The sequence below is a fragment of the Ectobacillus funiculus genome (assembly GCF_004138295.1).
GTDB lineage: Bacteria > Bacillota > Bacilli > Bacillales > Bacillaceae_G > Ectobacillus > Ectobacillus funiculus.
Window position 1 is genome coordinate 1 of the sequence record NZ_SCFM01000084.1, and the last position, 9,182, is coordinate 9,182.

At 37.7% G+C, this 9,182-nt stretch carries 7 protein-coding genes; 1 reads left to right on the forward strand and 6 read right to left on the reverse strand.

All coding sequences use genetic code 11. The features are described 5' to 3' along the window. Positions 1–100: 100 nt before the first annotated feature. From EP737_RS24030 to EP737_RS24055, 6 genes are all read right to left on the reverse strand, one after another. Positions 101–1,549 (reverse strand): FtsZ/tubulin family protein, encoded by a 1,449-nt coding sequence (locus tag EP737_RS24030; RefSeq protein ID WP_129731775.1) that lies wholly within the window; start codon positions 1,547–1,549, stop codon positions 101–103. 25 nt (positions 1,550–1,574) lie between these two features. Further along, positions 1,575–1,988 (reverse strand): hypothetical protein, encoded by a 414-nt coding sequence (locus EP737_RS24035; protein WP_425455957.1) that lies wholly within the window; start codon positions 1,986–1,988, stop codon positions 1,575–1,577. Positions 1,989–4,123: 2,135 nt separating this feature from the next. Beyond that, on the reverse strand, positions 4,124–5,221 hold the full coding sequence (locus EP737_RS24040) for a GerAB/ArcD/ProY family transporter (RefSeq protein ID WP_129731777.1): 1,098 nt from the start codon (positions 5,219–5,221) through the stop codon (positions 4,124–4,126). Between the two features lie 33 nt (positions 5,222–5,254). Then, positions 5,255–5,488, reverse strand: a complete 234-nt coding sequence (locus tag EP737_RS24045; RefSeq protein WP_129731779.1) for a hypothetical protein — start codon at positions 5,486–5,488, stop codon at positions 5,255–5,257. A 71-nt stretch (positions 5,489–5,559) separates the two neighbouring features. Next, positions 5,560–6,717, reverse strand: a complete 1,158-nt coding sequence (locus EP737_RS24050; RefSeq protein WP_246040362.1) for a Ger(x)C family spore germination protein — start codon at positions 6,715–6,717, stop codon at positions 5,560–5,562. Between the two features lie 21 nt (positions 6,718–6,738). Then, the gene (locus EP737_RS24055) at positions 6,739–8,304 is read right to left on the reverse strand and encodes a spore germination protein (protein ID WP_129731781.1); all 1,566 of its coding nucleotides are present in this window, start codon (positions 8,302–8,304) and stop codon (positions 6,739–6,741) included. A gap of 762 nt (positions 8,305–9,066) precedes the next feature. On the opposite strand from EP737_RS24055, the gene EP737_RS24060 reads away from it, so the two are divergent. After that, the coding region (locus EP737_RS24060) for a tautomerase family protein (protein ID WP_205651014.1) at positions 9,067–9,182 on the forward strand (116 nt) is incomplete at its 3' end.

Here is a 9,182-nt window from a genome sequence, read left to right on the forward strand (position 1 = left end):
GCCTAGAATAATCTAGGCTAGTGGTGCTTAAATTCCTGTTAAATAGACTAGGTTTTGCAAAGCGTATAATCTAATTCTCTTTGCATTCTTAGGGCAGTAATTAGAATTTCATTTTCTCAGGATCTAGAAAATCTGCTAATTCTTCCTCTTTTTCTGATGGGTTGCTGTTCTCTGTATTCTCTTCACCCAGATCAATAAAATCAGAAAGGTTGAAATCAAAATCGTCCTCATCATCTTCAATACTGTTGATAGAAGCGATAGAAGATTGTTGATAGATAAACTTGTTGTTTTTCTCTTGATATTCTTTATACTCCTCAACAAGTCCTTTAGCTAGACGGGTAGGCAGGGCCTCTGTCTTGAAGAAAGTATATACACTTGTATTAAAGTCATTCTTGCTTACAATGTATCCGTTAAATACAGTCTCACGAATCGGTAATCTTTGAATGATATCTGCTTTGGCATCATCAATAAAAGCATCTCCAAATCCTTTTGGTTGGTCTAAAACAGCTAACATACCAAAGTGATGGATTTTAGACGTAACAATATTACCGTGGTCATCCTTTTGCATAAGTTCAATTGGTTCGTGGAATGAACTTCCTTTGATACTCTCAGTAAACATTTCTTGAATATCCTTAGCATTTTGAATTTCACCCATTGATTTTGAAACACGGTTAATTACTAGGCAACCTGTTTTTTCGAGAAGAATGCGTTTGAAGTCTGCTGGATCTAAAACAACCCCAGTACCGCCAATAGTTGCTGCGGTATTCAGCTCATGGATAACCTCACAAATTCTTTTATTTGCATAATCGCGAGAGTTCACGATGTTCTTTTTCTCGTTTTCATTTAAACTATTATACTCATCATAAAAATGCTGATTGTCTGCAAAGATAACAAAAGCAACACCTTTTGTCTTGTCGTTCGCTAGGCTCCAGATTTGTTGTGAGAAGTCATTTACTTGTTTTAAGACATTTGGACCATCAGCACGAACAGGGAGCGTAACAACGATACCAATTTTAATAAAGTCTTTACGATCAATAGCATTTTCTAGTGCCAATCTCTTAAATCGGTTTTGGTTTGCTTTAATTTCAGCTACGGAATGTTCTGCAGCAATTTTTCTTAATTCCTCTGCAATAATAGGTCTGTTATGGAATGCAGAAAACTCCTCAATTGCTTTCACAATCGTAGAAGTTCCTGTTCCCCCACCAAGGCCTGCAAAGAATAAGACTAATTCATCGTCTGGACGTACACGTTCTGTAATAAAGGATTTTAATTTTTCTTTTGCAACTTCGTCTTCTTCCAACACTCTTGTAGCCTTAGCCGGATCTTTTCCAAGCCCCCCAAGGTTTAAAGAAACTTGATTGTTTTTTGGGATATACCTTAGTTCAGTTAAGTCTCCATCATTTGAATTCAGTGCAAGACAATTGTAGACAGATGAACCGTCAATTTTCTTGATTGCTGCAAATGTGTCTACCATACGAGTACCAGCTTGACCAAATCCAACCATTGTCATTTTAATAGCCGGTTCATTATTAAAGAAATTTTTCGCCATATAAAATTTCACTCCTCCATATTTTTTATTCTGCGCTTTGTTTTTTCGATAAAGAAACCAAAACTTGTTGACCACGAACTGTTAAAAACAGATATTTGTAAGGTTTTTTAGGTTTCTCGTAAAGCAACGACATATCAAGTAACTTGTCTACACACTTTTCAGCTGCTTTTCTGCTTATATTGGTGTGCGATTGTTCAAACACAAAGGTTTTGCCCTTAGGCTTTCGGGTAAGCCTATCTAAAACTACGTTTTCTATCACTTCATTTACTGTAATGCCTAGCATTTGGTTATGATCTTTATACTGTTTATTTAGTTCGCGCCCTATGTATAAAAATACCTCTGTTAAAACAGTATCCTTAGAAATAATATCAGCAAACATTGCTGATGTATCGTCATCAAACTTCAAGTTTATGTATGTTCGGTGAAGAGCTTCATTCAATGTTTTTCACACCTCCTACTTCCAACGAAACTTAGATGAGTAATCATATAGTAGCAGATTATGGTAATCATATCAAGTAACTATTTATAGTTCTGTTTGGTATAATCTTTATATAATTAACTGCAATAAATTCAGTATTATCAATGGTTTCATTATGGTAACTAATTATAGTTATCATTAGTGATTAATGAGACATATATCAGATTTTTTTGAGCTATATAATTAGAAAAAGAGACAAAAAGAATAAATAATGATTTTTTCACCTGAAAAATCAGGAGAATTCATGATTAATAAAATAATAGTGATGTATAATAGTTAATTTAAATGGTTACTATAAATATATCCTTATTTTGATTGGGTTTTATCTGAATGTTATTGAATTAATTTTATCTAATTACTATTATTGATAACTATATATAGTAACTATTTTAAGTGATTATTTTTTATATCCTAATATATGGTAATAAAATCCGTTGTTAGGGTTGTTGGATGTAATGAGTATTTATTGGATTTTTTATCCTTCTCTTTTCTACTGAACGAGCTATTATAAGGTTCACAAGAGAATCGGCTAGAGTTCTATATTGTTGTGATGGATAGATCATCTGTCCATGAGTTCATTATGTTGATTATGGTTACATGTAGATAGGGATTCCTAGTCCAAAGGTTGGAATAAAGGTCATGGCAAACAAGCGACATCCACTGGTGCTCCCCACTATCCAGTAGTTAGAAGTGTGTTTGTTTCATCTAGTTTCAATAATTTCTTTTTTCTCCACATGTTGTCCACTACACTTTATTGGTGATCGATGTTCTGTACATATGAAGACATAATGGATAAGTGGACATATACAAAGTTGCGCTGTTTTATGTACGTATTTCTAAGAGGTAATGGAATCATATTAATGATTCAATAGTGTATGTGGAGGACTTGTGGTACACAGTGTTCCGAGGAACTAAAAGTGGATTAAAGTCATTTCAAGAGTGTTAGTAGCTGGAGTCAAAGAATAATCTACAAATGCACATGATATCGAGCAAGGTTAGTTATCATTGATTGGGGTTCTTTTAGAACGCAACAACATACATATTGTAGACATCAACATGAAGCAGTGATGCAGTGTGTCTTATAGGAATAAGAGTGTTCAGGTAGTATCCATGTACAGCACAAATTTAAATTAAAACATCCTTTAGGAAAGACTATGGTTTTAGTCTGGCTGGCACCTAGGGATTTCCTTCCATGAATAGGGTAAGGCTTGTAGTGCGGGAGACTAAAATGCACATATGCATAAAAGGCTATTGGAATGGTTTTGTTGAGTAGTTGATAGGTTCAAAGAGTATTATTTACACTGTAAGAAAGTATAAATTTCCAGCCGGAAGCCAATTCGACGTAGTCGGAAATTTTAGGAATACAGTATAAGTGCAACTACGCCTTTGTCTTCATCCCAAGGCAAGGCTCGCCAATTGGCGAGTTTTCTTTAACTGCAGAAGGCTCAATTTTCGAAAAAACATGTTTATAAGTACACTTGTAATAATGTACTTATGAACAAATCCTGCTGCAAATGTGTACCACATTCCACATGGTGACTACATGCGGGTGATTGTCTGGGTTTTGCTGGGCATGGCCCTTCCTTACCAATGGTTAGACGAAGGAGAATAGGGAATTGCTAGGGAACCGCACAAGTGTCCAGAAGAATATCTATCTACAAAGAAAACTATTCTCATCCATAAAAACCACAAAGAGTAGACATTGAATTGCCACTAAAACCTTGAGTGATATAGAAATGCTCCAAGGAATATCACTATTATGCACATGTGTTCTACGATTCGTAGTTTACTGAAATGATATGGTGCACTCGTAAAAGATTTCTGTATAAACTGCCTTTTGCAAGCAGTGATTAAGGACGTATTTATTGCGCATAACCACCCAACTAGCCATGAGACTCCTTGGTATCGACAAAGCGTCGTTCTATCGTCGAAAGCGGACTTTGTACAGAAGTCTCCCAGCTGGTGTTCTTTTATTGCTTCGTGCTTGGTCTTTGGATATCTCCCTAATATGCTGGGTCACTACGCACTGTTTTTGTTTAGAAGGATAGTGCCACATCGCCAGCAAGCTAGTGGTATGCGTCAGAACCCTAATAGTGTCACTCTCTATTTTTTCTTAAAATGGCGGTCAATGTAAGAATGAGTAAAGGCAGTATGTAAGATAAAGCTTTCCATAAGGGCTCGATTATCGTCACGGCGTTTACCCACCGGGCTTGCCCTAAAGATATTTGAATCATAGAAAAAAGAAAGCAGACTAGTGTAAGCGGAAAGATCAGAATCCGATTGTCTTTAAGTTTGAATAAATATGTAATCGTTATATTTAGAATGTATAACGATATAGCAGCCTTCAAGTAGTTACTGATGACAAGGGAGTAGCCCACGATCGACTCAACTCTTTGAACCACTTCATACAAATCAATTGTACGGGCTACCTCAAACATCGAGTAAGCCCGTTCACCGGCGATCGGCCCAAAGGTCATAAGTGTGCTAAGCGTGACAATAATTATTATAAGATGATTAACAATCAGAGCAAGAAACATCCCCTTTTTCAGAAAGTGATGTTCTTCACGGCGTACGTAAGGCAATAACATCGTAAAAAGAACGAGCTCTGAGATTGGAACACCATAGTAGAAATAAGTGCCCAAAAGAACTGGTTTGAAGCCGTCCGGCAGAACGGGGACGAGGTATTTAGGATGGTAATTGGCGCTCGCTAAAAAGACAATGACCATTACAGATAAGATGACAGTCATCATGAGCATCGCAAACATCCGTGAGAAATTTTCTATACCCGAACGAACCGTCAACGCAACAACAAGAAAAATCAATAGATTAAAAACGTATAGAGGTGTCTCCCGCATCATCGAAGTGGTCATAAATAAACCGACATCCAGCACGATTCCAGAGGTACTGTGCAGCTGCATGAAAATAAAGGGAACCGCAAAAATCAGTGTCAGCCATTTCCCCACCAGTTTTCGGCTATATTCGATCAAGTTAAATTGCGGAAATTTCCGGTATAAAAATATCACGCCGGCCAAAAGTAATATCCCGTTCACAAGCGAAAGCAAAACGGACAGCCAGGATCCGTTTTGGGCAAATCCGATTAACGGTCCCGGTATGGTAAGGATATTAGAACCTGTAATAAAAGTAAAAAATAAAAAGGACATTTGGCCCGCGCTGAGCTGTTGTTGATCTTTCACGGAATACACCTCCAAGCGGTGCGTAGTCTGCTATTAAGGGACTTTCAAAAATGCCACGATCCGACTGGCTAGATCTCCAAAAATGGCATCGTAGGCTGTATGTACAAAAGGCCATTCTAAGTCGAATACAAAAATAATACTCTGATACAAGGCAGTTATCATCAAAAGAGTGTAAACAAGAATGATTCTACCGCCACGTTGCTTTAATTTGGGAACATCATAAGCTAAAATGACTATATAGATGATCACCAGAACCACAATTTTCATCGTTCTCTTTCAAATCCTCCCTGCTATCTGATTCATCCTACTGCTCGTGCCGACTCAGACAGCAGAGATGTCTATTCGGAAAACATAGGTTTTCCGTTTGTCGTTCCGCTGTTGATAATTCGAATCTTCACATCGAACTCAAAATTGCTGTCAGCAAAACGTTGATCCCAATTGTTCTTCCAATGCTTCCATAAAGTAGGATTTTTCGCGTATACTTTGTTTCCCAAGTCGATCGCGTCAAATTGTTTCTCTTGCAGCAAGGAAACCGTTTCCTTTAATTCCTTTTTCAAGGCTTGTTCAAGCCTTTCCACAAATTTTCTTTCTTTCTCTGGTGCATCTATCCGCGAACACTTGAGTTCCTGTAAGACAACTTCCATTTTGTTTGCTATTTGAACGTTTAGCGAATCGTCTTTGATCACAGGTTTTAATGTCGTTTGTGAGGAAAGGACTTCAACAACTTCGATTTTTTCAGGCTGCGTTTGGCAGGGGAGTATTTGAAGCATCCCGCCTCGATATTCATTTCGAATAATTTGCAAACCTTCGATGTTTCCCGGTGGTAGATATCCAATCATTTTGTTTTTTTTCAAAAGAACAATTCCGGCTACATCCATGGATGGGAATTCATGTTCTTCTATATAAATGCGAGGGATGATACTGTTACCTACTTGGCTTCTCGTCTGCAAAATCAGCGTTAGCAGGTTGGTTTTTACTGTTTTGTTGCTGAAGTCGGCTGTCGATTCTTCATTTGCCAATATTTGTTGTCCCATCGTTGTTTCTATCCATGGTTCCTTTTTCAGATAGTCGGCGGCGTTCCCTTTGCTAATCAAAACGGATGATGTAATTCGAGTTTCATGATCCCGATAAAAAAGCTCCAGGACTTCTGCCATCCTTTTTTTTCGTGCCAATTTCTCGCTAATCACAATGGAGCGTAAATGTCCCCAATGGGTTTTGCGACCAAGATGAATGGGAATATCCCGAATCGCTTTTGCAACGGTATCACCAGTTGTTCTAACGTTGATATAGCCTTTGCTACCTTTCTTTTTTTCACCTTTAGGAGATGGCACGTATACCTGTGTGGTTAACAGTACTTTTCCTGCTTCCGTTTCATCCAGAGCAATCCCCATGACAAATGCTCTACGGGTTAGTTGTAAAGCATCCAAACATCCAGTCAATAACAATAGCAATGAGAAACTCAAGCATATACAGATAAATCTATTCATTTTAATCATTCTTTCTTGAGTAGATATCACTTATTTTGTTCGCATGCGCATATGGTGTCTTCGAGGAGAGCGGAGCACGTTTTTTAGCGGAGTGCGAATGATAACATCCCGCCACTGTTCGGGTCTGAATGGTTCTACAGGGGTCAAATAAGGCTGTCCCAAAGAACGTAAATTCACTAAATGCAGCCAGAGCAAGATGAATGCAATCATTAAACCAAATCCCCCTAAAAAAGTTGCAAACAACATGAACGGAAGCTGCAAAATGCGTAACGCGATGGCAAAATTGTACTGTGGCAGAGCGAAAGATGAAATTCCAGTCAACGAGACGACAATTACCATAATCGGTGAAGCAATCCCTGCTTCGATTGCCGCTTCCCCTATGACAAGCGCTCCAACGATACTAACAGCAGCACCGACAGGACGTGGCAACCGAACCCCTGCTTCGCGCAGTAATTCAAAAGCAAATATCATAAGAAATGCTTCGATGAAAGGTGGAAACGGAATGTCTTCTCGGGTATCAAGGATTCTCAGCAACAGAACGGTTGGAATCAACTCTGGATGAAAGGTAGATAAAGCAATGTAAAGACTAGGGAGCGTCAGGGCAATGCCGAAGGCAACCATTCTCAGAAAACGGATCAGACTTGAATAAGCGGTTCGCTGATAGTAATCTTCACTCGATTGCAATAACTCTACAAATCGACTTGGGCAGATCAGTATCGATCCTGTCCCATTTACCAGCACTACAATTTTTCCATCTAACAAAGCCGCAACAGCTGTATCAGGTCGTTCGGTATACCGGTATTGTGGAAACGGAGAATATGTGGAATCTTCAATCAGTTCCTCAATATAGGAGGTTTCCAGGATCTCTCCTTCATTTAACTTGCCAATACGTCTTTCAAATTCAGCCAGTATGTCAGGATTGATGATTCCATCTAAATAGCCGTAAGCAACCTTTGTATTCGTCTCCCCTTTCAGTGAAAAGGTTCTGATTTTAAATCGTGGCGATTGCAGACGTACTCGCAGCATGCCCAAATTTTTGTCCAAATTTTCAATGGTGCTTTCACGCGGACCTTTCACAACCGGCTCAGTGACCGGTTCAGTAATCTGTCTCATTTCAATGCCTATCGCCTGATAGGAGAGCGCTTTGTCCCATTGATTAAAAAAAATGACGAGATGACCGGAAACTACTTTCTCTACGACCTTCTCGAAATCTTCGACAAGACGGTGAGAGTTGGCGGAGGCACCATTGCGCTCGAAAAAGGACATCACGTCCTCAGGTGTAATCATCGTTCCTGGACCTACTTCGTGTGTCACCAGGTCTTGTAGTGATTCTTTCATATAGTTGAGCTCTTTTTGTTGAATAAGTGTCTTGAAATAGATGGAAAATGCAGTATATTTCATCTCTGGGCCGTAGCGCCAGTGAATGATAACAAAATCATCATTATCAGAAAAAATTTCCTTGATTCGCTGCAGGTTGTCAGACAAATTTAAAGAAATAGGGATGGGCTGTGTATCTGTGTTCGTAAGCTTTGTTTCGTTTCGATTTTGATTAGACCTACGAGCAAACTTCTCGATTTTAATCCGCCCTTTTTTCATAAGAAGCTCCCTTTCCTAATTATTTCTATTTTATTGTTACCGAAGTTTTGAAATAAATAACTTTAAATAAACAAATTCTCTTATTTTAGAGATTGACTGCAAATATCTTGAAGTTTTTGCGCAGAAACCAGTATTTTTTTAAAAACTTACCCAATAATTAACCATATTTTTGTGTGGATATGCATTTAGTTTAAAACTCATCATTATCTGAAATAGATAATCAGGCATTCAATGCTTAGAATTTTGACGAAAAAAGATGAATTATGTATATAAATCTCTTATCTTAGAGGGGTTTTTCTATTGTTGGCTCAAATGGATAGAAAAAATCTTAGAATTTTTATTGACTGAAAACGTTTTTAACAGTATTATGAACTCATAACATATCCAAAACATTACCTAAATATAATAAGTTTGTCTCAGGGTTTTGTAAAAACAAGGATACTATTCCTTCTGGGAAACTTAAATATGGTTAAGTTTTGGGTACTTATGATTGAGATTTGAAATGAGTAGCATAAAGATAAGCAAAACGAGGAACTGCTATCGATTACATTCATTCTTAATAATCTGAATGTGATTCAGTCCTTTTGATATCTGAGTCCTACTTGAAATTCATGTTACATGGATATAAAACATAGGATTATGTAATCGATTGCATTATTAACAAATCATATAAGATTTTTTAGAAAAGATTGTATCAAACTGGATTTTAAACATGGTATCACTGGATTAATGTAACTACATTAACTTTGGAGGTTATTTATTATGCCATTAATTAGATTTGATGTAATAGAAGGGCGAGACAAGGAGTCACTAAGAAATCTATTAGATGCTTCTCATCGAGCAATGGTTAAGGCTTTTGGTGTACCGGAAAGAGATCG